This window comes from Pantoea sp. R102 (assembly GCF_004916815.1).
GTDB classification, from domain to species: Bacteria; Pseudomonadota; Gammaproteobacteria; order Enterobacterales; family Enterobacteriaceae; genus Pantoea; species Pantoea dispersa.
On sequence record NZ_SDFT01000003.1, the window covers coordinates 12,167 to 37,005 of the forward strand.

General features: G+C 58.7%; 22 protein-coding genes. 8 read left to right on the top strand and 14 right to left on the bottom strand.

All coding sequences use genetic code 11. The features are described 5' to 3' along the window. Positions 1 to 85 precede the first annotated feature (85 nt). The 3 genes from solA (at position 86) to ERD80_RS00340 (ending at position 2,635) form a co-directional block, all read left to right on the top strand. Positions 86 to 1,201, top strand: coding sequence for an N-methyl-L-tryptophan oxidase (gene solA, locus ERD80_RS00330; protein ID WP_136545487.1), 1,116 nt, complete (start codon positions 86 to 88; stop codon positions 1,199 to 1,201). A 284-nt stretch (positions 1,202 to 1,485) separates the two neighbouring features. Then, positions 1,486 to 2,058: a cytochrome b gene (locus ERD80_RS00335; protein ID WP_136545488.1), complete on the top strand. Its 573-nt coding sequence runs from the start codon at positions 1,486 to 1,488 to the stop codon at positions 2,056 to 2,058. A gap of 1 nt (position 2,059) precedes the next feature. Next, positions 2,060 to 2,635 (top strand): YceI family protein, encoded by a 576-nt coding sequence (locus tag ERD80_RS00340; RefSeq protein WP_136545489.1) that lies wholly within the window; start codon positions 2,060 to 2,062, stop codon positions 2,633 to 2,635. A 44-nt stretch (positions 2,636 to 2,679) separates the two neighbouring features. Here ERD80_RS00340 and ERD80_RS00345 read toward each other — a convergent pair whose 3' ends face one another. After that, positions 2,680 to 3,735, bottom strand: coding sequence for a rhodanese-related sulfurtransferase (locus tag ERD80_RS00345; protein ID WP_021506440.1), 1,056 nt, complete (start codon positions 3,733 to 3,735; stop codon positions 2,680 to 2,682). A 267-nt stretch (positions 3,736 to 4,002) separates the two neighbouring features. On the opposite strand from ERD80_RS00345, the gene ERD80_RS00350 reads away from it, so the two are divergent. The 3 genes from ERD80_RS00350 (at position 4,003) to ERD80_RS00360 (ending at position 6,271) form a co-directional block, all read left to right on the top strand. Continuing rightward, complete coding sequence (locus ERD80_RS00350) at positions 4,003 to 4,926, top strand: Kdo(2)-lipid IV(A) acyltransferase (RefSeq protein ID WP_136545490.1); 924 nt, start codon at positions 4,003 to 4,005, stop codon at positions 4,924 to 4,926. A gap of 558 nt (positions 4,927 to 5,484) precedes the next feature. Next, entirely contained in the window at positions 5,485 to 5,751 is a 267-nt protein-coding gene (locus ERD80_RS00355) for a hypothetical protein (protein WP_021506442.1), read from the top strand. A gap of 121 nt (positions 5,752 to 5,872) precedes the next feature. Further along, on the top strand, positions 5,873 to 6,271 hold the full coding sequence (locus ERD80_RS00360; protein WP_021506443.1) for a MysB family protein: 399 nt from the start codon (positions 5,873 to 5,875) through the stop codon (positions 6,269 to 6,271). A gap of 1 nt (position 6,272) precedes the next feature. Here ERD80_RS00360 and ERD80_RS00365 read toward each other — a convergent pair whose 3' ends face one another. The 3 genes from ERD80_RS00365 to ERD80_RS00375 all read right to left on the bottom strand — a co-directional run bounded on the left by ERD80_RS00365 (position 6,273) and on the right by ERD80_RS00375 (position 10,819). Next, positions 6,273 to 6,512 carry a YceK/YidQ family lipoprotein gene (locus ERD80_RS00365; RefSeq protein WP_021506444.1) on the bottom strand — a complete coding sequence of 80 codons (240 nt, stop codon included), beginning with the start codon at positions 6,510 to 6,512 and terminating at the stop codon, positions 6,273 to 6,275. Between the two features lie 226 nt (positions 6,513 to 6,738). After that, positions 6,739 to 9,291 carry a glucans biosynthesis glucosyltransferase MdoH gene (gene mdoH, locus ERD80_RS00370; RefSeq protein ID WP_136545491.1) on the bottom strand — a complete coding sequence of 851 codons (2,553 nt, stop codon included), beginning with the start codon at positions 9,289 to 9,291 and terminating at the stop codon, positions 6,739 to 6,741. Further along, a complete protein-coding gene (locus ERD80_RS00375; protein WP_182688977.1) occupies positions 9,284 to 10,819 on the bottom strand; it encodes a glucan biosynthesis protein G in 1,536 nt (511 codons plus the stop codon). The genes mdoH and ERD80_RS00375 overlap by 8 nt, the downstream gene beginning before the upstream one ends. Positions 10,820 to 11,097: 278 nt before the next feature. Between ERD80_RS00375 and mdoC the strand changes: the two genes are divergently transcribed. Next, positions 11,098 to 12,243: a glucans biosynthesis protein MdoC gene (gene mdoC / locus ERD80_RS00380; protein ID WP_136545492.1), complete on the top strand. Its 1,146-nt coding sequence runs from the start codon at positions 11,098 to 11,100 to the stop codon at positions 12,241 to 12,243. A 40-nt stretch (positions 12,244 to 12,283) separates the two neighbouring features. On the opposite strand, the gene ERD80_RS00385 is transcribed toward mdoC, so the two are convergent. Continuing rightward, positions 12,284 to 13,744: a phospholipase D family protein gene (locus ERD80_RS00385; RefSeq protein ID WP_021506448.1), complete on the bottom strand. Its 1,461-nt coding sequence runs from the start codon at positions 13,742 to 13,744 to the stop codon at positions 12,284 to 12,286. 152 nt (positions 13,745 to 13,896) lie between these two features. On the opposite strand from ERD80_RS00385, the gene ERD80_RS00390 reads away from it, so the two are divergent. Beyond that, positions 13,897 to 15,036: a hypothetical protein gene (locus ERD80_RS00390; protein ID WP_059010467.1), complete on the top strand. Its 1,140-nt coding sequence runs from the start codon at positions 13,897 to 13,899 to the stop codon at positions 15,034 to 15,036. On the opposite strand, the gene ERD80_RS22345 is transcribed toward ERD80_RS00390, so the two are convergent. The 9 genes from ERD80_RS22345 to ERD80_RS00430 form a co-directional block, all read right to left on the bottom strand. Further along, positions 15,033 to 15,209 carry a hypothetical protein gene (locus tag ERD80_RS22345; RefSeq protein ID WP_021506450.1) on the bottom strand — a complete coding sequence of 59 codons (177 nt, stop codon included), beginning with the start codon at positions 15,207 to 15,209 and terminating at the stop codon, positions 15,033 to 15,035. The two genes, ERD80_RS00390 and ERD80_RS22345, sit on opposite strands and share 4 nt — an antisense overlap. 313 nt (positions 15,210 to 15,522) lie before the next feature. Then, on the bottom strand, positions 15,523 to 17,724 hold the full coding sequence (locus ERD80_RS00395; RefSeq protein ID WP_136545493.1) for a TonB-dependent siderophore receptor: 2,202 nt from the start codon (positions 17,722 to 17,724) through the stop codon (positions 15,523 to 15,525). A gap of 168 nt (positions 17,725 to 17,892) precedes the next feature. Further along, complete coding sequence (locus tag ERD80_RS00400) at positions 17,893 to 19,125, bottom strand: beta-ketoacyl-ACP synthase (RefSeq protein WP_136545499.1); 1,233 nt, start codon at positions 19,123 to 19,125, stop codon at positions 17,893 to 17,895. Next, positions 19,125 to 19,856: a 3-ketoacyl-ACP reductase FabG2 gene (locus ERD80_RS00405; protein ID WP_132465227.1), complete on the bottom strand. Its 732-nt coding sequence runs from the start codon at positions 19,854 to 19,856 to the stop codon at positions 19,125 to 19,127. Before ERD80_RS00405 ends, ERD80_RS00400 begins: the two co-directional genes overlap by 1 nt. Then, positions 19,856 to 20,329: a 3-hydroxy-fatty acyl-ACP dehydratase gene (locus ERD80_RS00410; protein ID WP_136545494.1), complete on the bottom strand. Its 474-nt coding sequence runs from the start codon at positions 20,327 to 20,329 to the stop codon at positions 19,856 to 19,858. Before ERD80_RS00410 ends, ERD80_RS00405 begins: the two co-directional genes overlap by 1 nt. After that, positions 20,322 to 21,479, bottom strand: coding sequence for a beta-ketoacyl-[acyl-carrier-protein] synthase family protein (locus ERD80_RS00415; RefSeq protein ID WP_136545495.1), 1,158 nt, complete (start codon positions 21,477 to 21,479; stop codon positions 20,322 to 20,324). Before ERD80_RS00415 ends, ERD80_RS00410 begins: the two co-directional genes overlap by 8 nt. Further along, complete coding sequence (locus tag ERD80_RS00420) at positions 21,476 to 22,051, bottom strand: DUF3261 domain-containing protein (RefSeq protein ID WP_059010480.1); 576 nt, start codon at positions 22,049 to 22,051, stop codon at positions 21,476 to 21,478. The genes ERD80_RS00415 and ERD80_RS00420 overlap by 4 nt, the downstream gene beginning before the upstream one ends. After that, positions 22,048 to 24,369 (bottom strand): MMPL family transporter, encoded by a 2,322-nt coding sequence (locus ERD80_RS00425; RefSeq protein WP_136545496.1) that lies wholly within the window; start codon positions 24,367 to 24,369, stop codon positions 22,048 to 22,050. The genes ERD80_RS00420 and ERD80_RS00425 overlap by 4 nt, the downstream gene beginning before the upstream one ends. Next, a partial coding sequence (locus ERD80_RS00430) for an outer membrane lipoprotein carrier protein LolA (RefSeq protein WP_136545497.1) occupies positions 24,335 to 24,839 on the bottom strand: 505 nt, incomplete at its 5' end. The genes ERD80_RS00430 and ERD80_RS00425, both read right to left, overlap by 35 nt.

Sequence of the window (24,839 nt, forward strand, 5' to 3'; positions counted from 1 at the left end):
GCACCCTACAGGGTGCCTTTTTCATGGGCGCACTCTTTTGATATGCTATTGAAAAAAATCGCCGTTTTGCAGGAGTGATGTCGTCATGGTTTATGATCTGATTGTGGTGGGAAGTGGTTCCGTCGGAGCTGCCGCGGGTTTCTACGCAACCCAGGCGGGCCTGTCGGTGCTGATGATCGACAGCGCGCACCCACCCCACAGCCAGGGGACGCATCACGGCGAAACCCGCCTGATTCGTCACGCTTACGGCGAAGGTGAACGCTACGTGCCGCTGGTGCTGCGCGCCCAGACGTTATGGGATGAGCTGGAACGCCAGAGCGGCGAACGCATCATGCACCGTAGCGGCATTCTAAATCTGGCGCCGGCCAGCTCGGATTTCATTCACAACGTAATCGACAGTGCTAACCGCTGGCAGTTAGCGGTGCAGGTGTTACAGGCCGATGAGGTGCGTAAACGCTGGCCGCAGCTTAGCGTTCCGGACGGCTACGTAGGCGTATTTGAGCCCAACTCAGGTTTCCTGAAATGTGAACAGGCGGTGCGCAGCTGGGTGCAGCTGGCGGAACAGGCCGGCTGCGCGCAGCTGTTTAACTGCCCGGTCAGCGCGATTGGCCGCGAGGGCGATCTGCAGCAGGTCACCACCAGCGATGGCGTATTCCGCGCGCGCAAGCTAATGATCAGCGCCGGCACCTGGGTCAGTCAGCTGGTGGACAATCTGCCCGTTACGCCGGTGCGCAAGGTGTTTGCCTGGTATCAGGCCGATGGGCGCTACAGCGAAAATAACCAGTTCCCCGGCTTTACGGTAGAGATGCCGGATGGCAGCCATTTCTACGGCTTCCCGGCAGACAATAATGCCCTGAAAGTGGGACGCCACGATGGCGGTCAGCCGATGAAGACGCCAGCAGACCGCAAACCGTTCGGCAGCATCGCCGCTGACGGTAACGAAGCCTTTAGCTTCCTGCGCCAGTTTCTGCCAGGCGTAGGCGTGTGCCTGCATGGTGAAGCCTGCAGCTATGACAACACGCCGGATGAAGATTTTATTATCGATACCCTGCCCGGCGAGCCTGACCGACTGATTATCACCGGCCTGAGCGGCCACGGGTTTAAATTCGCCAGCGTGCTGGGTGAACTGGCCAGCGAATTTGCGCAGAATAAACCCTTCTCCTTTGACCTCACGCCCTTCTCACTTTCGCGTTTTGCCTGATTTTGTTGCTGCCGGTGCGGATCGCACTGGCAGTTATTGACCTTTCCTGACACAGATTTACTTTCCGCCCGCGTTTATGGCGCATTTGGTGTAGCAATCCCCATTGCAGCCAGGACTAAAACTGCTATTTGCTTATCTATTCAGAATTATTGAATTACACCACCAACCTTTCGCCATATATATCGAACCCGTAAATTCAAAGTTATAGAAAAGTAAGGACGATTGATTTTCTATTTCAGGTTGTAGATTCTCATTACCACTTATTTCCTGATAACGGCTTAACTATGTGGCGTAATTCTCCACGGCATTACGGTGCGTTAACCATTGCGTTGCACTGGCTGATGGCGCTGACGATTTACGGTATGTTCGCGCTGGGTTTATGGATGGTCGGACTTGGCTATTACGACGGCTGGTATCACAGCGCCCCTGAGATTCACAAAGGCATCGGCATCTTACTGTTTGCTGCTCTGCTGCTGCGCCTGTGCTGGCGCGTCATATCGCCACCGCCGGCACCGCTCAACAGTTACTCGCCGCACGTACGCCGTGTCGCCCATGCTGCGCACTGGCTGCTGTATGGCCTGCTGCTGGTGTTGCTGATCAGCGGCTATCTGATCTCTACCGCAGACGGCAAGCCGGTCTCAGTGTTTGGCTGGTTTGAGGTACCGGCACTGTTTACTGGCGCGGGTGAGCAGGCCGATGTTGCCGGTGAGGTCCATTTATGGCTGGCGTGGGCTCTGGTGCTGTTGTCTGCCCTGCACGCCCTGGCCGCGCTGAAACACCATTTTGTCGATCGCGACATGACGCTGAAACGGATGCTCGGTTACCGCATCCCCTTAACCTCTGAAAAGGAAAAGTAATATGATCAGGAAAACCCTGCTGGCGCTCAGCGCCGCTGCCCTCTTTTCGACCAGCCTGAGTGCCAGCGCGGCTGAGTATAAGTTTGATAAAGAGGGTCAGCACGCGTTTGTTCAGTTCCGCATTCAGCATCTTGGCTACAGCTGGCTGTACGGCAGCTTTAAAGATTTTGATGGCAGCTTTACCTTTGATGAAGCCAATCCGGCCGCGGACAAGGTCAACGTGACCATCAATACCAACAGCCTCGATACCAACCATGCCGAGCGCGACAAGCATTTGCGCAGCGCGGATTTCCTCAATACCGGCAAATTCCCGCAGGCCAGCTTCAGCTCGACTGAGGTTAAAAAACAGGGCAAGGATTATAAGATCACCGGCAACCTGACGCTCAACGGCGTAACGAAGCCGATCACGCTGGATGCGCAGCTGATTGGGGAAGGCAAGGATCCGTGGGGCGGTTATCGCGCCGGCTTTGCCGCCAGCAGCGAAATCGTGCTGAAAGAGTTTAACATCAGCAAAGATCTCGGTCCGGCCTCGCAAAAAGCCGAGCTGATCATTTCAGTCGAAGGTGTGCGTCAGTAATCAGCAGTACAGCCTGGCGGGCAATGCGCCAGGCTGTTAAGCCGTTACTTTTTGTCCGGCGCGGGGATCGCCATGGTCATGTTGAGTAAACCGCGCGATTTATTGAACACTTTGTTGCCATTTTCACGGCCAGCGCGGCGCGCGCGCTGCTCTTCCGGCGCCAGTTTCGACTCTTCCATGCACAGCGGGCTGCAGCAGTTCTGATACTTTTCCGCACAGCTCGGGCACTGAATAAACAGCAGATGGCAGCCGTCATTAACGCAGTTGGTGTGGCTGTCGCACGGCGCACCACACTGATGGCAGCTGGAGAGAATATCGTCAGAGATACGCTCGCCCATGCGCTCGTCAAACACGAAGTTTTTGCCTTTGAAGCGCACCGGTAAACCCTGCTCGCGCGCGCGGCGGGTATATTCAATGATGCCCCCTTCAATGTGGTAAACATCATCAAAACCGTTGTGCTTCATCCACGCACTGGCTTTTTCACAGCGGATGCCGCCGGTACAGTACATGACGATTTTTTTATCTTTCTGCGCCTGCAGCATATCCACCGCCATCGGCAGCTGATCGCGGAACGTATCGGCTGGCACTTCCAGCGCGTTGTCGAAGTGGCCCACTTCGTATTCGTAGTGGTTACGCATATCCACAAACACCGCATCCGGATCGTCGAGCATGGCGTTGACTTCGGCCGCTTTAAGATAGTTACCGACGTTACTGGCGTCGAAGCTACCGTCTTCAATACCGTCAGCCACGATGCGATCGCGCACTTTCAGGCGCAGCACCCAGAACGATTTGCCGTCGTCATCCAGCGCGATGTTCATGCGCAGATTGTCGAGCGCCGGGTCAAAGGCATAGAGCATCGCCTTCATCGCCTCATAGCGACTGGCCGGCACGCTGATTTGCGCATTAATCCCTTCCTGCGCCACGTAGACGCGGCCGAACACCTTCAGCTGGGTTAAGGCAACATAGAGACGGTCGCGGAATGCCTGCGGATCGGCAATCTGGAAGTATTTATAAAAAGAGACTGTGGTACGCGGCTCGGTTTCGGCCAGCATACGTTCTTTCAGCTCTTTATTGGAAACGAGGTTGTGTAACACTGGCATGGTGAACACCTGTTAGCAATCAGAGAAATTTAGCGCGCATATGATACCTGAATTGAGCGTGATGCAAAGCCTCTGGTGCAATTCTCCTGCCGTCAGCCACAATCGACGGGGTTCTGCGTTGTGCTCGCTAATATCTGCGCAGAAATGCTGTTCGTCGTGCGCTGACGCACGGATGGTTGATTTCAGTCAGAGAGAAAAAATGGCATAATCCCGGCCAATTACAGAAACCGGACTCTCTGGTACACGACGCAGGACATTGATATTTCCATGACGCAACTTCCGCAATTTACCCGCGAACTCCTTCATCCACGCTACTGGCTGACCTGGCTGGGCATCGGTTTCCTCTATGTGCTGGTGCTGTTGCCCTACCCGCTGCTGTACGTGACTGGCTGCGGGCTGGGACGCCTTGCCATGCGTTTTATGAAGCGTCGTGTTCAGGTCGCGCAACGCAATCTGGCGCTGTGCTTCCCGGATATGCCGACCAGCGAACGTGAAGCCATGGTGAAGCACAATTTCGAATCGGTGGGAATGGGGCTGATTGAGACCGGCATGGCGTGGTTCTGGCCGGACTGGCGTATTCGTAAATGGGTCAGCACCAGCGGCCTGGAGCACGTTACCGAGGCGCTGGCACAAAAGCGCGGCATCCTGCTGATTGGCATGCATTTCCTGACGCTGGAGCTGGGTGCGCGCGTGTTTGGCATGTACAACCCGGGTATTGGCGTTTATCGCCCTAACGACAACAAGTTACTGGACTGGCTGCAAACCTGGGGACGCATGCGTTCCAATAAAAGCATGCTGGACCGCAAAGATCTGAAAGGCATGATCCGCGCCATGAAGAACAACGACATCATCTGGTATGCGCCCGATCACGACTACGGCCCGCGCAGCAGTGTATTCGCCCCGTTCTTTGCCGTTCAGGAAGCCGCGACCACCACCGGCACGCATATGCTGATTCGTCTGGCTAATCCGAGCGTGGTGCCGTTTCTGGCACGCCGCCTGCCGCACGGCCGCGGCTACGAACTGAAAATGATGCCGGATATCCGCCACAAATTCTCACTGGAGAGTGAAATGGATACCGCTATCGTGATGAATAAAGTGGTGGAAGAGACGGTGCTGCTGGCGCCTGAGCAGTATATGTGGCTGCATCGCCGCTTTAAAACCCGGCCCGAAGGGCAGCCTTCACGCTATTAATCGGTTGCGGGGTATTATCAATGCCCCGCGTTATTTACCGCGCATTTGCCTTAATTCACGTGATTGTCTGCGCAGTGGCGCGCTAAAAAAGGCCCAGCCTGAACTGCTATGCCTTCCACTCGCTGACACTTAAGTCAACGACACCCTTTACGCTGCCTGCTGCTATCTTGCGAATTAATCACGGTTTTTTGCTGTTACGCCAACGCGTTCTCCCTCGCCCTCTGCTGCTTTTCAGTGCCTGAGTTTGTACGGCAATATGCGTAAAATATGGCGGGTGCGGATCTGATTTTGATGACTTCCAGGCCTTTTCCTATTTAATTTTACTCAGGCTTGCCGTCTTGTTTACTTATCTAATAAATTTTACTGATTAAACAAGTGTTTGTCTGAAAGTTAACCGCCATATTCTCTTTTGATTAAAAATTCATCTTTAATATATCTTTATGGAATTGGTTAGCCCGATCGAATCCAGTTAGTTTCGACCCTGACAGTTAGTTCGTTAACTGCGCGTTTAAAAATATAAAAAGATTACACACAGCAAATATATTCAGGACACATAATATGAATAAAGGTATCTACTACTACGTGACGATCAGTACCGATCAGGAGGGTTACCATCTGCTGCATCGGAAGGAGTGTAAACGTCTGCCGGTTAAGGAGGATATGGTGTTCATCGGTACGCTCTATAATTTAAATCAGGCTTTGGCCACCGCACGAATTAATTTTAAAAAGGTGAAACCCTGTATTAAATGCTGCATCCGTTATTCTGCACCCGTGTTACGCGAGTCGGTACGACCGGTTCTGCACTTTCCGCAAAAAATGATGTAACCGGCGCGGGTGGATGACTTTTTACGCATCCACCCCGTCATTGTTCTCTCCCGCCCTGACAGCCGCCAATTTTCGTCTATTCTTCTGTGAAATCCCTTTTTGCACTGACAAGGAGTTGCAGATGAGCCTGTATAGTACGTTAGAAGAAGCCATTGAAGCCGCACGCGAAGAGTTTCTCGCCAGCCAGCCTGAACTGGAGCAGGATGACGCCAGTGTCAGCCAGTTTGCGCTGCAGAAGTACGTGATGCAGGATGGCGACATTATGTGGCAGGCGGAGTTTTTCGCTGACGAAGACGGCCAGGGCGAATGCCTGCCAATTTGCAGCGGTGAAGCGGCGCAGGCGGTGTTCGACGGTAATTTCGATGAAATTGAGCTGCGCCAGGAGTGGCAGTCGGAAAATACCCTGCACGAATGGGATGAAGGCGAATTTCAGCTGGAGCCGCCGCGCGACCTGGAAGAAGGCGAGGCAGCGGCCGAAGAGTGGGAAGACGACGACAGTCCGTCAGACAACTGGGCGTAAGTTACTCGTACGGGCCGTGCTGTGCGTCAACCGGCAGTAGCAGCGTGTCCATCACCAGCGACAGCGGCAGATCGAGAATGGTCAGCACGCGCCACGGCCCGTCACGCACATCCCACTGCACGCCCGGATAATACTGGTTACCGTGCCCCTGTCCGGGTACGGTCCGGCTGATAATGCTGCCACAGCCCGTCAGCAGTAAAATGGCGGCGCACAGCGCAATTAATTTCAGGCAATATTTCACTGCATTTACTCACCCTGAACTGACACCCCTGATTCTGATGTGCGTCAGTGACTGTTTAAATGTGCTCAGGAACGCTGGCACATGTCATCGCGCCATTTTAGCTGCGGGTGCAGCTAAACCGCTATGCCTTTATGCGTAAAGATTGTGTGAGGCGCGTTAAGCACTTCGCTGAAGCGCAGGCATAAAAAAAGCGGCATCGCTGCCGCTTTTCATCACCGTTAGCCTGTCAGGCGCGCTGAGGCAGCGCCTGCGGGTTAAGCGTGAGTTTCTGATAACTCTCAACCCACTGATGATATTTATCCGCATTTTCCCACAAGCGCGTGTGCACGCGCGCCAGCACCACCGGATCGCTGATCAGCTGCAGACGCTGTTCGCGATTCAGTTTTTCCGGTGCATCGCTCAATGCCTGATCGACGCGGCGATCGCGTGCGTGATCCAGCAGTGCGCTCTGCTTATGGCGCGATGTCGCCATCGCCGTCGCCAGCGCGTTGAACGCCGGATTGAACAGCGCATGCATGAAGCCATGCTTCAGCGCACGTTCACGGTTCAGCTGCAGATAGTGATCTGTGTCGACCAGCTCTTTCGGTGGCTCATACTCTTCCGGGATCAGGAACAGCCTGGCACGCTTACTCTTCAGCCCGACCGTGGCGCGACTCGACATCACCGAGACAAACGGCGACAGAATCAGCGAGAAGACGATTGGCGCCAGCCACCACAGGAAGTTGAGATCGAGCACGCCCATCCCGACGGCCCAGACAATCCCCAGCAGCATCTGTGAACCATGGCGACGGAACGCTTCGCTCCACGGCGTGGCGTCATCGTCACGCTGCGGCGAGTTCCACACCACTTCCCAGCCGAGGAAGGCACTGACCACAAACACGGTGTGGAATAGCATGCGCACCGGTGCCAGCAGCACCGAGAACAGCATCTCAAGCAGCAGCGAGAGGAACAGGCGGAATGCGCCACCGTACGGTTTCGCCCCTTTAAACCAGATCAGCACCACGCTGAGGAGTTTTGGCAGGAACAGCAGCACCAGCGTGGTGGAAAACAGCGCAATGGCCAAATCCGGACGCCACTGCGGCCACACCGGGAACAGCTGACGTGGCTGCAGGAAGTAGGTCGGTTCCATCAGCGTATGCACCACCTGCAGGGCGGTCGACAACGCAAGGAACATAAACCACAGTGGCGCCGACAGGTAGGACATCACGCCGGTCAGGAACACCGCGCGGTGCACCGGGTGCATGCCTTTTACCAGGAACAGGCGGAAGTTCATCAGGTTGCCGTGGCACCAGCGACGGTCACGCTTCAGCTCATCCAGCAGGTTCGGTGGCAGCTCTTCATAAGAACCCGGCAGATCGTAGGCGATCCACACGCCCCAGCCGGCACGACGCATCAGCGCCGCTTCCACGAAGTCATGTGACAGGATCGAACCGGCGAAGGAGCCTTCACCCGGCAGCGGCGCCAGCGCACAGTGTTCAATAAATGGCTGCACGCGAATGATGGCGTTGTGCCCCCAGTAGTGCGATTCGCCCAGCTGCCAGAAGTGCAGACCGGCGGTAAACAGCGGCCCGTAAACGCGGGTGGCGAACTGCTGACAGCGCGCATACAGCGTATCCATGCCCGACGCTTTTGGCGACGACTGGATAATACCGGCGTTCGGGTTCGCTTCCATCATGCGCACCAGACCGGTAAGACACTCACCGCTCATCACGCTATCGGCGTCCAGCACCACCATGTAGCTGTAGTTGCTGCCCCAGCGACGGCAGAAGTCATCGATGTTGCCGCTTTTACGTTTCACGCGGCGGCGGCGACGGCGATAGAAGATCTTGCCCGCCCCACCGACATCCCGCACCAGCTCCATCCACGCTTTTTGCTCGGCGATGGCGATGTCGGCATCGTAGCTGTCGCTCAGGATGTAAACGTCGAAATGCTCCGCGTTACCGGTGCGTTTCACCGACTCCCAGGTGGCGCGCAGACCGGCGAACACGCGTTCCACGTCTTCGTTACAGATTGGCATGATCAGTGCGGTGCGATGTTCCGGATTGAGCGGCTCATCACCGGTGGTCGAGTACGAGATGCTGTACTTATCGCGACCGATCAGCAGCTGCAGGAAGCCCATCAGCGCGGTCCAGAAACCAGCCGATACCCAGCAGAACAGGATGGCAAACAGGAACAGGATGCCAGTCTGCAGAATATACGGCAGGATCAGCTCCACCGACTGCAGCCAGTTCTGGTTAAACAGCTCGACCGGATCGAGCAGCGTCCAGCCCTGATACGGCAGAATGGTTTTCATGTACCAGGTGGCGACCACGGTCTGCAGAATGGTCAGAATCAGCAGCACGTAGCGACGCATGGAACCTACGTGGCGCCATTTGTCTTCCGCTTTCTGCTCTTCCACCGTGGCATAGCGTGGGTTGCCTTTCTGCCCGCGCAGGGAATCCCAGGCGCGCGCGATCGGGTTAGTACGCCAGGCTTCCGGGAACATCAGCGAACGCTTCACCGGCGGCATCGCCTTCAGCGTGGTGCGGTCGAGATAATCTTTACTGAGCTGCTGGCCATCGGCGAGCGAATCCGGCCACGCCATGGATACGCGCGACGAGACTGATTTCAGCGGCGCATCGTCCGGCCGTTCGCTGGCGGCGATATCCTGCCCCAGCGCGCTGTGAATGGCATGAAACGCCTGCGCATTCTGCAGCGAGGCGCTGAGCGTGGCGCGTGCTGCCGCATCAAGCGGCAGCGCCTCCACGTAAGATTGAGGTAAATAAGTCGATTTATTCATTGGCAGGTAACTGATAGCTCCAGGTTTCCGTCAATGTCTTGTCGCCGCTCACCAGCGCCGCACGCATTTCGGTCGGCTGCTTGTTGTCTTTCACGCGCAGACGCAGCACCAGACGCCAGCCTTTGGTGACCGGGTTGTAGCGTACGCTCTGCTCGACCACGTCGGCGTTGTTACCGACGCTGACCTGCGGCGCCACCTGGGTGTTTTCCGGCAGCTTGCTCATCGCTTTACCGACAAAGTCCACGGTAAAGGCGATGGAACCATCCGGCTGACGCACCAGGTTAGACTGCTTCACATCGCCCGCAGAACGCAGCGTGTCTTTCACCCAGGCTACATCGTCCTGGTGCAGCTGGTTTTCATCGCGCGTAAAGTGCAGACGATATTTGAAGTTCATCTCTTTGCCTGGCTCTGGCAGGCTCTCCGGCGTCCAGAAGGCCACGATGTTATCGTTGGTTTCATCTGCCGTCGGGATCTCCACCAGCTCTACGCGGCCTTTGCCCCAGTCGCCCTGCGGCTCAACCCAGCCGCTTGGACGCAGGTCATAGCGGTCGTCCAGGTCCTGGTAATGGCTGAAGTCACGGCCACGCTGCAGCAGACCGAAGCCTTTCGGGTTTTCGATGGTAAAGGTGCTGACCGCCAGGTGTTTCGGGTTATTGAGCGGACGCCAGATCCACTCGCCATTTCCGGCGTGAATCGACAGGCCGTTCGAATCATGCAATTCCTGACGGAAGTTGCTGACCGGCGACGGCTGGTTAGCGCCAAACAGGAACATACTGGTGAGTGGGGCTACGCCGAGTTTGCCGACGTTGTCACGCAGATACACTTTAGACTGCACGTCCACGGTGGACTCTTTGCCCGGCTGGATCACAAAGCGATAGGCACCGGCGGCGCGCGGAGAATCCAGCAGCGCATAAATCACCAGCTGTTTATCCTGCGGCTTCGGCCGCTCGATCCAGAACTCTTTAAAGCGCGGGAACTCCTCACCGGAAGGCAGCGCGGTATCAATCGCCAGACCACGCGCCGACAGGCCATACACCTGGCCTTCGCCAATCACACGGAAATAGCTGGCACCCAGGAAGCTGGTAATCTCATCGTCTTTACCCTTTTTATTTAAAGGATACAGCACTTTGAAACCAGCAAAACCAAGGTTTTTCACCGCATCGGCATCGTGTTTCACGTTGCCGAAATTGAAGTAGTCAGGGTTATATTTGATTTCACGTACCGAAGACGCGGTGACTTCATTGATTTTCACCGGCGTGTCGAAATACATGCCCTGATGATAGAACTCGAGCTTAAACGGCGTGCGCAGTTTGCCCCAGTATGCTTTGTCGTGGTTAAACTGGATCTGCTGATAGTCAGCAAACTTCATTTCACGAAACTGAGAGGGTAAATTGCTTTTTGGCGCTTCAAAACCTTTCCCTGCCAGCGCCTTAGCTTGCTTTGCCACATCATCAATGTTGAACGCCCAGCTATTGTTGGCGTACAACGCCAGCAGAACTGCTGCGCCTACCCAGCGCATCTTCACCAGCCCGCCATTATTCTTCACTTTAGTCAGCACATCCCCCCCTTTCGTGTGCTTAGATCAAACCCATTTATCTTAAAGGATTATTCGGTTTTCCGACAGCTTATGTAAAAGATTGTTCCCCTGATTCGTAAGCCGAAAGTGTACTTTTCGGATAATTAAACCCGGAAGATTAAGAAACAGATTCACCTGATAGTATACGCTGTTTACAGCCGGTAGAATTTCGTCCGGCATAATCCGGTTTCAGGGTGAAACCGGCAAGTAAACTGACAAACCGGAAGCTTATGAGTTCAGCCAAACCCGAACGTGAATATTTCCTCGACTCGATTCGAGCGTATTTAATGCTGCTGGGCGTGCCTTTCCACGTCTCGCTGATTTACTCGACCCAACGCTGGTCGGTTAACAGCCAGGACGCCTCACTGTGGCTGACGGTGCTGAATGATTTTATTCACGCCTTCCGCATGCAGGTGTTCTTTGTTATTTCAGGTTATTTCTCATATATGCTCTATCTGCGCTATCAGCCCAACCGCTGGCTGAAGGTGCGGCTGGAGCGCGTCGGCATTCCGCTGTTAACCGCAGTGCCGCTCATTACCCTGCCGCAGTTTTTTATGCTGAAAAATCTCACCAGCAAAGTCGGCGACTGGGCAAACTTCTCGCTGTATGACAAGTACAACGCGCTGATGTGGGATCTGATTTCGCACCTGTGGTTTTTACTTGTACTGGTGATTCTCACCGCGTTTGGCATGCTGAGCTTCCGCTGGCTGCGCGATCAGCAGCGCCGCATCGATTATCAGCAGGTTGGCTGGGGCAAGCTGACGCTGGCCCTGCTGGCCTATGCGCTGGTGTGGTGCGCCTTCCGCCGGCTGATTTTCCACTTTGCTCCCGCGCTGTTAATGGATGGCCTGTTCAGCATTGCGGTAATGCAGTCGCTGTTCTTCCTGCCGTTCTTTATGCTGGGTGCGCTGAGCTGGAAACATCAGGCGCTGAAAGCGCTGTTTGTGCGTTTTAATCCGGTGATGTGCTTTGGTGCCATTGCGGTGTTTATCGCGTACAGCCTGAATCAGCGCTACAGCAGCGGTGAAGGCTGGCTGTACGAGCTTGATGCCATCATTTCTACGCTGATGGGCTTGTGTATGCTGAACGTCTGCTTTAGCTTCGGCCACAAGCTGCTGAACAGCCACTCGCCGCGCATCATGTATCTGGTGAACGCGTCGCTGTTTATTTATCTGGTGCACCATCCGCTGACCATCCTGTACGGCATCTACGTTACGCCACACATCAGCAGTAATACGCTGGGCTTCTTTGTCGGCCTGCTGATAGTGTTTGGCGTTGCCTTTGCCCTGTACGAGATTCATCTGCGTATCCCGCTGCTGCGCTTTTTGTTCTCCGGCAAGCCGCAGCGCAAACCAGAGACCTCCGCGCAGACGTAACGGCGTGCTTACCCGCCGGGCTGCGCGCGTTGCAGCCCGGCTATAGCAGCCACTCTACCGGCAGACGCCATACCAGCCGCACCAGCAAACGCTGCAATAGCGTGCACTGCGGCTCGTGCTTATGCACCACTTCCCGCGCTTCGCCGCTGTACTCCACCCAGTTAACGCGGCCCCACTTATCCAGCCGCAGTGCCCAGGCGCGGTCGCGCATGCCGCTGCTGAAGCGCTGATGGGTCTGCTGCGCCAGCGCTTCGCTCTCAATCACCAGCCCCATCTCCGTATTCAGCACCGCCGAACGCGGATCGAAATTAAACGAGCCAATAAACACTTTGCGGTTATCGACGGTGAAAGTCTTGGCGTGCAGGCTGGAGCCGGAATTCCCGGTCAGGCCGCGATCGTGCGGGGCATCCGCGGCATTGGCCTGCGGCTTCAGTTCATAGAGTGCAATGCCGTGACGCAGCAGCTTCTTGCGCCAGCGCGCATAGCCGGCGTGAACCACGGTGACATCATTGGCGGCCAGCGAGTTGGTTAAGATGGCGATCTTAACGCCCCGCCGCTTCAGCGCCAGCAACTGCGCCACCCCGGCACGGGTCGGGACAAAATAGGCCGAAATGATATCGAACTGCTGCTGCGGCGTGCCGATCACCTCCAGCATGCGCTGCGGCAGCAAAGAGGAGCGCTTCGCTTTGCCCAGCCCTTTGCGCGGATCATCACTTAACAGCCGTGTGTGTGCCCAGGTCATGCTCAGCGAGCCCTGCTCCAGCTGGCTGACAAACGAGGATTTCTCCAGCCGCGCCAGATAGCGCTGCACCGCCTCGCTCTGCTGCCACTCCGGCGGTAAACGCACCGCTTCATGCGGCGGTGCGCCGGTGTCCACGACGCTGCGCAATGGCGATACCGCTTTGCTGTGCCAGTAGCGGGCGAAATCTTCCGCCACTTCATCTACCGCCGGTCCCAGCGCCAGCACGTCGAGATCGGTAAACAGCGGCTCATTGCCGGTGCCAAAATATTCGTCGCCGATGTTACGGCCGCCCACCAGCGTTACCGCGCCGTCCACGGTCAGGCTTTTGTTGTGCATCCGGCGATTCAGGCGGGCGAAGTCGGTCAGATAGCCCAGCGCGCGCAGGGTTCGAAACGAGAAAGGATTAAACAGCCGCACGGCGATATTCGGATGCCGATCGAGTTCGGCCAGCGTTTCATCCAGCCCGGGCGTATTGTTGTCATCCAGCAGCAGGCGCACCTGCACGCCGCGCTCCGCCGCATCCAGCAGTGCGCTGAACAGCAGGCGTCCGGACATGTCGTTGTGCCAGATGTAATACTGGACGTCGATGGTGTGCTGCGCCATGCCCATCAGCAGATAGCGCGCCGCAAACGCATCCAGTCCATCGTTCAGCGGATGAATGCCGCTCAGTCCCGGATGACGGGCACATTGCTGTTGCGCATGTTCTCTCAGCCCGTCGCCCGGCCGTTCGCGTGAGGAACGCAGTGCCGCTTCGCTCATACTCAATCCCTGCTTACCCTGAAGCTGTTATTGTTGGTATCACCGCACGTAAAGGCAATCAGAGCCGTCTACTTCCGCGTCGGGTGCGGCGTTAATTTAGTCTAGACTTAGCCAGGCGTTCTGCATCCGGCGTTCTTCGTGAGGAGAAGATCATGACTCAGCTATCCCCGCGCCATCAGCCCCGGCTATTTCGCAGCTTTTTTCAGGGCAGCTTCCCCTGCTCTACCGCCTGCCGCAGCGGCGGGCGACGACTGGATATGGTCATCAGCAGCGGCCACGACATGCTGCTGGAGAAAGATTACGCCGCGCTGGCGCAGGAAGGATTGCGCACCGCGCGCGACGGCGCCCGCTGGCACCTGATTGAAGCCACGCCAGGTGAATACGACTGGCGCACCTTTCTGCCGATGATTCACGCGGCGGCGCGCCATGATTTACAAATCATCTGGGAGCTGGCGCACTTTGGCTACCCCGATCATCTCGATATCTGGAAGCCGGCGTTTGTGGAGCACTTTGGCCGCTTCGCACGCGCCATGGCTCAGCTGATGCGGGATGAGGGCGTGGAGCAGCCGTTCTTTACGCCTATCAATCAGATATCCTTCTGGTCCTGGGCCGGCGCCGATGTCTCGTGGCTCGATCCCTACGCCAGCGCGCGTGGTCGCGAACTGAAACGTCAGCTGGTGCGCGCCTCGCTGGCGGCCATGCACGCCATTCGCGACGTCTATCCGGACGCCCGCTTCGTGCTGACCGACCCGCTGGTGCAGATCGCCGCCGATCCGCATAACCCCGACAGCAAACCCTATGCCGACAGCCAGCATCAGGCGCAGTTTGAAGCCTGGGACTGGCTGGCAGGACGCGATGCGCCGGAGCTGGGTGGTCAGCCCGATTTTCTCGACATCCTGGGGCTGAACTATTATCCCGACAACCACTGGTTCTTCTCCGGCGACACCATTCCGCCCGACCACCCGCAGCGTCAGCCGCTGCACCGGCTGCTGATGCAGTGCTGGCAGCGTTATCAGCGCCCGCTGTTGCTGGCAGAAACCGGCGCGGAAGGCGACGCGCGCGCGCCCTGGCTGCGGCATGTCAGTGATGAAGCGCGGCTGGCCTTAGCGCAGGGCGTGGCGCTGGAAGGCATTTCGCTCTATCCGGTGGTGGAGTATCCGGCGTGGGCCGACGATCGGCGCTCGCCTGGCGCGCTGTTTGGTCTGGGCGATCCCAATGGCAATCGCACCCTGCATGAAGCGCTGGCGCTGGAGTTACGCAGTCAGCAGATTAAATGGCGCACCCAGGATTAAGAGTGCTGCACCGGGCTGGCGGTTTTGGGCGGGCAGGTTTGTACATCCAGTGACGGATCGGCTGGATGGCGCACGTCCGTCAGCCAGGTCATGGTGAAAAGGAACACTACGCCGATCAGGCAGGCGGAAAGCAGTCCAATGATGGCGATCAGTTTGTCATCCCGGGATTCCATCGACATCTCCTTGCGGGCGTCCGTAGTCGGTTGCTGGCCTCAGCTCATCCATAATGTAAGCATCAGGACGAAGATTATAAGGGTAACCGAGGTCACTGCAAGTACCACAATGGCGAAGTGCGCATCATCCAGCGGTTGCCGTAAAGGTTCGTCGTGATCGTCAGGTGGCGCGGGTGAACTCATGATGACTCAACAGGAAAGAGGCGTTTTTCAGCGGGATTGCCGCACAGAGTGTAATGGAATAGCGGCCAACGTACAGCACTATTTCTGTTGGAAAAGACCACGGAGCGTCACTACGCCCCGTGGTGGCCGCTTAGAAATCGTAGCTCATGCTGATTTTCAGCGTGCGCGGGTCGCCCTGCGCGAGATAGGTGCCGGTGTCATCAACGTTTGACCAGTACTTCTCATTGGTGACGTTTTCGACCGCCACGCGCCACACCAGATCGTTCTGATTCACCTTCATGCGGTAACGCATACCAAGATCCAGCGTGGTATAGCTGTCCAGCTTGAGGGTATTGCCCGAGTTGGCGTACTGAGAGCCGCTGTGGTTGAGCAGCGCCGTGGCCGTCAGCCCCTCCACCGGCTTGATGTCATACTCCGCGCCCAGCACGTAGGTGTAGCGCGGCACGCCGATCGCCTGTTTGCCATCGTAAGTGCCGCCGGCGGTCTTCTTCATCACCGGATCGATCCAGGTGGCGCTGGCGTTGAGGCGCAGGCCCAGCACCGGCTCACCAAACACGTTGGCTTCCACGCCGCGATGGCGCTGCTCGCCATCCATGACGTAGACATTGTCACTGTTGATCAGGCCGGACGGTTTCTGGATTTCGAACAGTCCCAGCGAGCCGCCGATGCGGCCGAAATCCGTTTTCACACCGATCTCATTCTGCTTCGAGTGCGCCACGCCGGTCACGGTGCCATAGTTGACGGCGTCTTTAGGTGCCACTTCACCAGGCTGCAGCGCTTCCGTATGGTTCGCGTACAGCGCCACTTCTTTCCATGGCTTGTAAACCACGCCGTAGGTTGGCATCCAGCGGTCGTTGGTGAAGCGCGAATCAACGCTTTCCGCGCCGGTGTTGTAGTTATAGCTGCGCACCACCACTTTCTGATGGCGAGCACCAACGGTCACCAGCAGCGTATCGTCCAGTAATCCCAGCGTATCGCTCAGCAGATAGCCCTGGGTGCGGGTGCGCGACGTGGTAAGCGGATCGGAGAACTTGCCGCCGGCGAAGGTGGCCGCCGGTTCAGCCACGTCGCCGCTGTGGTAGATATTAAATGGCGTGCCCACCAGCGACATGTCGTAGGCATTTTTCGCATTGGTGGTCAGCGCCGAGTAACCTACGTTGACTTTATGACTGACGAAACCGGTGTGGAACTCACCGCGCAGCCCCACCATGCCGCTCATGTTGTCCTGAATACGGTTGGAGTAGAAGCTACTGATGGTGCCGTCACCGTTGCTGTTGGTAATGGTCGGCGCGCCGTAGTTGCCGGTTTCATGAGCGTGCTGTGCGCCGAGACCGGCATAGGCCGTCCAGCTGTCGGTAATATCATATTCTGCTTTGGCGATACCGAATTCAGATTCCATATCGCTGTACACCCATTTCTGGCTGTAGTTGTGCGAATTTGACGGCACCGCCGGGATCACCCCGGCGCTGGCGAATTTCACGCCCTGTAAGCCGTCATGGAAGGTTTTCTTCTGATAGCCAACGTCCAGCGAGGTGCGCAGCCGGTCGCCGCGATAATCAAGACCGACCGAGGCCGCCGTGGTGCGTTTTTTCTCGCCGTCAACGCCGGTTTCGCCCTCGCGATGCACGGCGTTAACCCGCACGCCAAACTGATTGTTATCGCCAAAGCGACGCCCCACGTCCAGCGTTCCGCCAACCTGAGACGAGGAGGTGTAATCGAGGCCCACGCGATTGATCGGCGTATCTTCGGCATGTTTCGGCTCGAGGTTGATCATACCGCCAACGCCGGAACTGGCTGCGCCGTTAACCAGACTGTTGGCGCCTTTGAAGATCTCCACGCGATCGATCAGCGAAGCGTCCATCACCTGGCGCGGCACCACGCCCGGCAGACCGCCGAAAGTCATATCATCGCCGTCGAGAGTAAAACCCCGAATGCGGTAAGTTTCAGCAAAATTGCCGTAACCTTTGACGTTCTGCACCCCCGCATCGTTGCGCACCACATCGGCGATGGTTTGCGCTTGCTGGTCCTGAATCATTTTTGCCGTATAGCCGATGACGTTGAACGGCACGTCCATGGCGTTTTGCTCGCCCAGCATGCCGAGGCGACCGCCGTGGGCAATCTGGCCGTCGAGAAAGGCCGGTACTAAGTCGTTGCCGCCGGGTTTGAATTCACTCTGCGGCGTGGCGGTGACGGTCAGCGTTTGCTGTTCGTTAGCGCCCTGAGGAGCATTACTGGTGTTAGTGGTAGCAGCCATCACTGGCAAACAACCGGCGCTGACCAGCATGGCCAGCAGCGTCGGTTTCATTCCGGGATTGAAAGGCGTTCTGCGCATGGTTATCCCCTGATGTAAATTATACTGAGAATCATTATTATTGCGGTTTGCGATTATGCGCAGCGTACAGCTAAATGCAAGCGAAATCCGGCGGTGTATCACCGCCAGAGGCATCATCGGGAGGAAGATTCCCGCCGGGCGACGGGAATGAGGGGTAAACGGAGAGACTCAGGCGTCGCGCCAGCGTTTAAACACCAGCGAGGTGTTGATACCGCCAAAAGCAAAGTTGTTTGACTGGACGTAATCGGTCTGTAGCTGCCGGGGCGCGCCAGTGATGTAATCCAGCTCACCGCATTCGGCGGCGGGCTGCGTCAGATTCAGCGTGGGCGCAAACCAGCCCTCACGCATCATCTCAATACTCATCCACGCTTCCAGCGCGCCGCAGGCACCCAGCGTGTGACCGAAATAGCTTTTCAGCGAAGAGATGGGCGTACGATTGCCAAAAATTGCTGCCGTCGCCTGGCTTTCGGCAATATCGCCGCGATCGGTGGCGGTACCGTGTGCGTTAATGTAACCAATCTGCGCTGCCGTCACCCCTGCGCTGTCCAGCGCGCGCTGAATACAAATCTGCATGGTTTCACGCTGCGGCTGAGTGATATGGGCCGCGTCACAGTTAGTGTGAAAACCGACCAGCTCCGCATAGATGGTCGCGCCGCGCGCCTGCGCATGTGCCAGCGATTCCAGAATCAGCGTACCCGCCCCTTCGCCAATCACCAGACCGTCGCGCTGTTGATCGAACGGTGCTGGCGAGGTGTGCGGCGCGTCGTTACGCTGGCTGGTGGCAAACAGCGTATCGAACACGGCGGCTTCCGAGGGGCACAGCTCCTCTGCCCCGCCCGCGACCATCACGGTCTGATAGCCATGGCGAATGGCTTCCCACGCGTAGCCAATCGCCTGGCTGCCGGAAGTGCAGGCGCTGGACGCGGGGATCACGCGACCGCGAAGACCAAAAAACAGTCCGGCGTTGACTGCCGTGGTGTGCGGCATCATCTGCACATAGGTGGTGCCGGTGATGTTGTTGGTGTGCTTTTCCGTCAGCATGGTGGCGAATTCGCTCACCGGACCGGTGCTGCCGGTCGAAGACCCATAGGCGATGCCGGTTTCACCACTGGTCAGAACCGGATGGTCAATCAGGCCGGCCTGCTCCAGCGCCAGCTCGGTGGCACGCGTCGCCAGCAGTGAGACGCGGCCCATGGCGCGGATGCGTTTACGCGTGTAGTGCGGCGGCAGCGTGAAGCCATCGATCGGCGCGCCCAGCAGCGTGTGCAGGCCATCATAGACTTGCCACTCCGGCATTTTACGTACCGCATTCTGGCCCTGTTTAATGCGCTGCGCCACCGCGCTCCAGCTCTCACCGAAAGCGGTGACGCCGCCCATACCGGTAACCACTACCCGCTGCATCACAACATCCCTCCGTTGATGGAAATCACCTGACGCGTAACGTAGCCAGCGATATCCGACATCAGATAGCTGGCCAGGCCAGCGACTTCTTCTGCCGCGCCCATACGTTTCATCGGAATGATTTTCAGCGCTTCGTCGATTACCTGTGGCTCAAGATCGGTCATGCCGGTATCGATCAAACCTGGCGCGATACAGTTAACGGTGATTTTGCGTTTCGCCAGTTCAATCGCCAGCGCTTTGGTGGCGCCGATGATACCGGCCTTGGCCGCGCTGTAGTTGACCTGCCCGCGGTTGCCCATCATACCGGATACGGAAGAGAGGGTAATGATGCGTCCGCCCTGCCGCAGGCCGATCATCGGCATGACGCAGGGATGAATCACGTTGTAGAAGCTGTCGAGGTTGATGTGGATCACGCTGTCCCATTCGTCTTCGGTGAGCGCCGGAAAAGCACCGTCGCGGGTGATGCCCGCATTGCTGATCACGCCATAATAAGCACCGTGCGCGGCGATATCCTGCTCCAGCGCGTTACGCGTGGCTTCCCGCTGTGCCACGTCAAACTGCAGCGTGCGGCCGCGGCCGCCTGCGGCAACGATCTGCGCCAGCGTCTGCTGCGCACCGGCGGCGTCGCGGTGGTAATGCACCACAATATCAAATCCGTCGGCGGCCAGACGTAAAGCCATGGCACGGCCAATACCTTTACTGGCCCCGGTTACTAATACGCTGCGGGTCATCACTCGGTTCCTTGTTGCGCTAATCGGGTTAATTCGTCGTCGTCGGGCTGGTAGGTGTTCAGTCGTCCGCTGGCCAGCAGGCTGGTGCCGCAGCGGATCTCGCCCTCAAAACTGCCCAGCTTGTAATCGCGCATCAGCAGGTGCATCTCAATCTGCAACGCACTGTGTGCCGCGAAGGTGGACGCACTGGCGCGATAGCCGCGCCCGCCCAGCAGCATGCCGGGGCGGATGTCACTGGCACCGCGCTGGCGGGCATGAAAACCGGACCAGACGCCCACGGTCTGCGCCATGATCTCGACGCCAAACCACGCCGGCAGCTCGCCCTGCGGCGTGAGGAACGGTGCCAGCACGCCGTGCGGGCTCACCGTGACTGCACAGACAACGCTGTCAGGCGTGACGTCAAGCACGCGCTCAAGCAGCAGCAGCGGCGCGCGGTGCGGCAGGTAATCGCCCACCGGCAAAAAATCATTCATGCGAAGATCCTACAATCAGGCAGGTATTGTTCCCGCCAAAGGCAAATGAGTTGGAGGCAATCACCGGGCGCGCCAGCGGCTGTGCCACAGTCAGCAGTCCACAGGGCGGCAGCGTGCTATCCTGCGTCGCGTGCGAAAAATCCTGCGGCGGTAGCGACAACTGTTGCTGGATAATCAGGGCCGCCAGCGCGGCTTCGGTGGCGCCTGCTGCGCCCAGCGTGTGGCCGGTGAGGTGCTTAGTGGAGCTGCACGGCACGGCATCGCCAAACAGGCGGTGAATCACCGCCGCTTCAACCTGATCGTTCAGCGGCGTGGCGGTACCGTGCAGATTGATATAGCCCACCTCGTGCGGCTGCAAACCGGCCTGCTGCAGCGCCATGCGCATGGCGGCTTCCGCGCCCACGCCCTGCGGATGCGGCGCTGACATGTGCCAGGCATCTGACGATTCACCGCAGCCCAGCAGCGCCAGCGGCTGTGGCTCGCGCGTCAGCAGCAGCAGCGCCGCCGCTTCGCCAATCGAAATACCGTCGCGCCCGGCGCTGAACGGTGCGCAGTGATGTTCCGACAGCGAATCGAGGCTGGCAAAGCCGTTAATCGGCATGCGGCTGAGCGAGTCCGCACCGCCCACCAGCGCTACGTCGGCCAGACCGGCAGCAATCAGCCGCGCCCCGCTGATGATGGCGCGCGCGCTGGAGGAGCAGGCAGTAGAAATCGTGTACGCCGGGCCATCCAGCTGCAGATAGTGCGCCAGAAAGCGCGACGGATCGCCCAGTTCCTGCATCCGGTAGTCATAACCGGCATGGCCGCCGTCCGTCTGCCGATCGCCCTCATCCACGCCGGAAGTACTGGTGCCCAGCACGATGGCCACGCGGGCGCGACCATAGCGCGTAATCGCCTCATCCAGCGCTGGCTGGCACTGCTGCAGCGCCGCCAGCAGCAATCGATTGTTGCGCGTATCATGCGCCGCCAGTTCAGCCGGTACCGGCGGCAGCGCGCCCGGCACTTCACCCAGCCAGCAGCGCTTGCCCTGCGCTAACCAGCCGTCACGCGGCTGCATGCCGGGCGCTGTGCCCTGCTGTAGCTGGACGGCAATCTGCACCAGGCTGCTGCCCAGCGCATTGACCATGCCAAAAGCCGACAGGTAAATCATGAGGAGGCGTCCAGATGCTGGATGTGAATCTGATAGCCAAAGGCGCGCTGATCGACGCTAATCGGCTCACGCTGTTCCCCGCGCTGTAGATAGTGAATCTGGCTGATCAGCTGGCCGGAAGCATCGCGCAATTCGCGCCGGTCGCCCACATCGCGCAGCGTCCAGCCGGACGGCAATTGCGGCTGCCACGCGCTGACCGGCCAGTAGCTCAGCATAATATCGGCCAGCACCTGGCTGGCTGGCGGCAGGTCGGGCAGCGCCATCATCTGCTGGGTATGAATCCCCTGTTGATCGTAAGTGACGCGGAATAGCCGGATGCCAAGCGACGACAGCCCGGCCAGCGAGATCTGCTGCGCATCCGCGCTGAGCAGCACCAGCAATGACTGGGTTTTGCCCTTCACGCGCCCGGTCAGCAACTGCTGCTGCTGAAAGCCGGGCGAGATGCCCGGTGCCGGCAGCGTGACGCGCACGCCGGGTTTGAGCCAGGCCGTGGGCCGGCTGGACTCGTCATGGTGAGACGCACACCCGCTCAGCAGCAGGCTGAGCGCCAGCAGTAACGCACCCATTCTCATCGTGATTTCCTTTTTCCGCCCGCCAGCGCCAGCGGCGCCAGTAAAAATGCACAAAAAATTCCGCTGCACAGCACGGTACCAAAGCTGCTGATAGCGCTGGTGCTGCTGAATACCAGCATGCCCAGCGTCAGCAGCGTGGTCATCATCGCCAGCGTTACCGCCAGCATCGACGTCAGCGGCGTGCCGCGCGGATTACTGAAAAACAGCGTGTAATTGATGCCAATGCCCAGCACCAGAATCAGCGCCAGCAGCGCAAACAGATTCAGACTGGCACCCATCCAGCCGAGCGTGGCCAGCGCGGCCGCCAGCGACAGCCATGACGGCAGCGCGCTGCGCAGCCCGGCTTTGAGGCCAAGGCGCAGGGTGTAGCTGACGCTGATCAGCAGCAGCGCCAGCGCCAGCAGGCCGCTTAGCAGCGTGCGCCAGAAGCCAAACAACTCATCGTAACGGGCTTTGCGATCGACCCAGCTCACGCCTGCCTGCGCTGTCGCCAGTTTTTGCAGTGCGGCACTGTTCTGCACGCCGCTCACCGGGACCAGCACGCTGCTGCGTCCGTCAGGCAGCGACAGCCACAGCAGCCGCCAGCCTTCACTCAGCGGACTCGCCAGCCACGCCTGCACGCTAACCGGCATCGGCTGCAGACTGGCCTGCGCCGGACGAATACCGGCCTGTTGCAGACGCGCCATGATGGTCGGGGCCGCCTGCTGTAACAGCGCGACATCCTGCTGCTGCTGTTCCAGCGTGCTGAGCGGCAGCAGGCGATAGCTCGCCAGCCAGCCCTGCTGCTGCGCGCGCTGCAGTTCGGGCGCCAGCGCATTAAGCCGCTGCAACACCTGCTGCTCGTTATCACCCCAGACCACAAACCAGGTTTGATCGGCCTGCTGCCCGGTGAGCTGCGCCAGCTGGCGATCCTGCGCCAGCAGCTGCGCCGGCGCGCTCTGCAGATGAGCAATATTATCGTCGACGCGCAGCTGTAAGATGCCGCTCAGCGCGTATAGGGCCACCAGCAGCGGTAACCCGACGCGCAGCCCGCGCTGGCGGCGCCACGCGGCCAGCCAGCGCGCCAGCCACACCATCGCTGGCACCGGTCGCACCGGCAGGCCGCGCACCAGCCACGGATAGAAACAGATCACCGTCAGGCACGAGGCGCTCAGGCCGCTGGCGGCAAATACCGCCAGCTGGCGCAGCCCGGGAAACGGTGCCAGCAGCATCAGCAGCCAGGCGATCGCCGTGGTGCCCAGCGCCAGCAGCAGCGTACCGCGCACTTTATGCAGACTCTGCCACGGTGTGGCGTGCTCGCCGTGCACCATGCGTTCCGTCAGGTAGTACAGCGTATAATCGGCCGAGATGCCGACAATACTGAGACTCATCACCAGCGTGGTGAGATGCAGCTCACCAAAAAACAGCAGCGTGAACACGGTGCCGGCCATCGCCCCGATGGCTACCGACAGCGCGCTCAGCGCCAGCGGCCGCAGTGAGCGAAACACCAGCCACACCAGCAGCAGCAAACCGCCCAGCGTCACGCTGCCCAGCGTGGCAACATCATGCTGCGCGCGCTGGCTGGCATCGTCGCTGAACAGCACCGTGCCGCGCGTCAGCAGTTGCGCCTGCGGCCAGCGCTGTTTCAACTGCTGCTCAAGCTGATGCAGCGCGCTGACCAGCTGATGGCTCTGCGCCATGCTGAAGGCGTTATGTACCAGTTCGCCGTGCAGAAAATACCAGCGGCGCTGCTGCGCATCGCTGACCGTCAGCCAGCCGTTGTGCAGCACCATTTTGCTGGCGTTCTGCTGCAGCGCCAGCTGCGCGCCACGCACCAGCAGCAGCGGGTCACCGGCAAGCTCTTTGCTGCTCACCCCGGCAAACGCCGAAAACAGCTGCGCCAGAATCCAGTCGGCCTGCGCGCCGCCGCCGTGCTGCAGTCGCGCACGCGTCAGCGGATCGATCAGCCCGTTGCGATGCTGATAAGCGAAGCTTCCCCAGCGCTGCAGCTGATCATCATCCAGCGCGCCGCTGACCTCACTGAGCATCGGCAGTGCCCGGAGCTGCGCCTGCCACCACGCAGCGGCGGCGTCACCGTCCGCACCGGGCGCACTCACCAGCCACACCAGCTGGCGGTCGAGCCGCTGCATAAAGCCCTGCTGAATCTCTGCCGGTGCCTGGCCAAGATTCTGCTGCGGCAGCAGAGCCAGCACGCTGCTGTTAATGTGGCTGCGCGGCAGTAACCAGGCCAGCGCCAGCATCAGCAGCAGACAGACGGCCAGCCAGGCGCGCGCGGCAAAAATCTCACTGCGCTGCCGCAAAACGGGCTCGCTCTTCATCAGTCAGTTGGCCGGGCTGCGTACGGGTATCGCTCAGGGTGATTTCCGTTTTATCGCCCTGGCGGTCATCCAGCGTAATGCGGTTGAGATACGCCGCGCCCTGCAGATCGATGCGGTTGAAGATCTTATTCAGCGGTGCCGCTTTCGGCGTCAGGCTCAGCTGCCAGCCGTCGCCACCGTTATCGCGGAAATTGAGCTCAAAATTCTCGCGCAGTACCTGCTCATCCGCCTGGAACAGCGCGCGCAGCAGATGGTTAAACTGGAACATCTGCGGATTGCTGTCTGCGGTGATCACCTGCGGCGGCTGGCCGCTCATGCTTTGCACCATGCGGTGATCATCCAGAATCAGCGTCATCGGGAACGGTGTCGCCTGGTGCCACCACAGCCCCTGCTGCTGAGCAATCAACAGCTGGCCGCGCGACACCAGCGGCTGCGCCATGCCGGCGATGCTGCGCACCTGAACAAAGCTG

Excerpts from the sequence above, each read along its gene's own strand:
- mdoH (WP_136545491.1), bottom strand. The coding sequence starts at position 9,291 with ATGAATAAATCGACTTATTTACCTCAATCTTACGTGGAGGCGCTGCCG.
- ERD80_RS00415 (WP_136545495.1), bottom strand. The coding sequence starts at position 21,479 with ATGATTTACCTGTCGGCTTTTGGCATGGTCAATGCGCTGGGCAGCAGC.
- ERD80_RS00400 (WP_136545499.1), bottom strand. The coding sequence starts at position 19,125 with ATGCAGCGGGTAGTGGTTACCGGTATGGGCGGCGTCACCGCTTTCGGT.
- ERD80_RS00335 (WP_136545488.1), top strand. The coding sequence starts at position 1,486 with ATGTGGCGTAATTCTCCACGGCATTACGGTGCGTTAACCATTGCGTTG.
- ERD80_RS00425 (WP_136545496.1), bottom strand. The coding sequence starts at position 24,369 with ATGAAGAGCGAGCCCGTTTTGCGGCAGCGCAGTGAGATTTTTGCCGCG.
- ERD80_RS00340 (WP_136545489.1), top strand. The coding sequence starts at position 2,060 with ATGATCAGGAAAACCCTGCTGGCGCTCAGCGCCGCTGCCCTCTTTTCG.
- ERD80_RS00390 (WP_059010467.1), top strand. The coding sequence starts at position 13,897 with ATGACTCAGCTATCCCCGCGCCATCAGCCCCGGCTATTTCGCAGCTTT.
- solA (WP_136545487.1), top strand. The coding sequence starts at position 86 with ATGGTTTATGATCTGATTGTGGTGGGAAGTGGTTCCGTCGGAGCTGCC.
- ERD80_RS00410 (WP_136545494.1), bottom strand. The coding sequence starts at position 20,329 with ATGAATGATTTTTTGCCGGTGGGCGATTACCTGCCGCACCGCGCGCCG.
- ERD80_RS00385 (WP_021506448.1), bottom strand. The coding sequence starts at position 13,744 with ATGAGCGAAGCGGCACTGCGTTCCTCACGCGAACGGCCGGGCGACGGG.
- ERD80_RS00345 (WP_021506440.1), bottom strand. The coding sequence starts at position 3,735 with ATGCCAGTGTTACACAACCTCGTTTCCAATAAAGAGCTGAAAGAACGT.
- ERD80_RS00395 (WP_136545493.1), bottom strand. The coding sequence starts at position 17,724 with ATGCGCAGAACGCCTTTCAATCCCGGAATGAAACCGACGCTGCTGGCC.
- ERD80_RS00360 (WP_021506443.1), top strand. The coding sequence starts at position 5,873 with ATGAGCCTGTATAGTACGTTAGAAGAAGCCATTGAAGCCGCACGCGAA.
- ERD80_RS00350 (WP_136545490.1), top strand. The coding sequence starts at position 4,003 with ATGACGCAACTTCCGCAATTTACCCGCGAACTCCTTCATCCACGCTAC.
- ERD80_RS22345 (WP_021506450.1), bottom strand. The coding sequence starts at position 15,209 with ATGGAATCCCGGGATGACAAACTGATCGCCATCATTGGACTGCTTTCC.
- ERD80_RS00355 (WP_021506442.1), top strand. The coding sequence starts at position 5,485 with ATGAATAAAGGTATCTACTACTACGTGACGATCAGTACCGATCAGGAG.
- ERD80_RS00420 (WP_059010480.1), bottom strand. The coding sequence starts at position 22,051 with ATGAGAATGGGTGCGTTACTGCTGGCGCTCAGCCTGCTGCTGAGCGGG.
- mdoC (WP_136545492.1), top strand. The coding sequence starts at position 11,098 with ATGAGTTCAGCCAAACCCGAACGTGAATATTTCCTCGACTCGATTCGA.
- ERD80_RS00405 (WP_132465227.1), bottom strand. The coding sequence starts at position 19,856 with ATGACCCGCAGCGTATTAGTAACCGGGGCCAGTAAAGGTATTGGCCGT.